The organism is Rhodoplanes roseus, from assembly GCF_003258865.1.
GTDB lineage: Bacteria > Pseudomonadota > Alphaproteobacteria > Rhizobiales > Xanthobacteraceae > Rhodoplanes > Rhodoplanes roseus.
The window spans coordinates 1-346 of sequence record NZ_NPEX01000495.1 but is presented as its reverse complement, the minus strand read 5'-3'; the positions used below and the strand labels follow the sequence as shown (position 1 = coordinate 346).

Genomic DNA, 346 nt, shown 5'->3' with positions numbered 1-346 from the left:
GGCGCCGGGGGCGCCCCCTGCCCGGCCCGGCGGAACGTCTGGATGCCGATCCACACCAGGTAGACGACGCCGACCCAGCGGACGATCTCGAACAGCACGGCGGCGCTCGCCAGCACCAGGCCGAGCCCGAAGGCGACCGAGCCGATCAGCACCGTGTTGCCCGCCATGGTGCCGACCGTGGTGGCCAGAACCGCGCGGGGTCCCTGGGTGGCGCCGGTCGAGATCATCAGGGTGACGATCGGGCCCGGCGTGAGGATGAGCACCAGGGTCAGCAGCAGGAAGGTGGCGAACAGGTCCGGGTTCACGGCAGTCTGGCTTTCAGGGTCACGGGCGCGACCGGCGGCAC

The 346-nt window shown here is 72.0% G+C and carries 1 protein-coding gene; it reads right to left on the bottom strand.

Annotated elements, in window-relative coordinates; genetic code table 11:
* On the bottom strand, positions 1–305 hold a 305-nt coding region (locus CH341_RS36135; RefSeq protein ID WP_245431328.1), incomplete at its 3' end, for a LysE family translocator.
* Positions 306–346 lie beyond the last annotated feature (41 nt).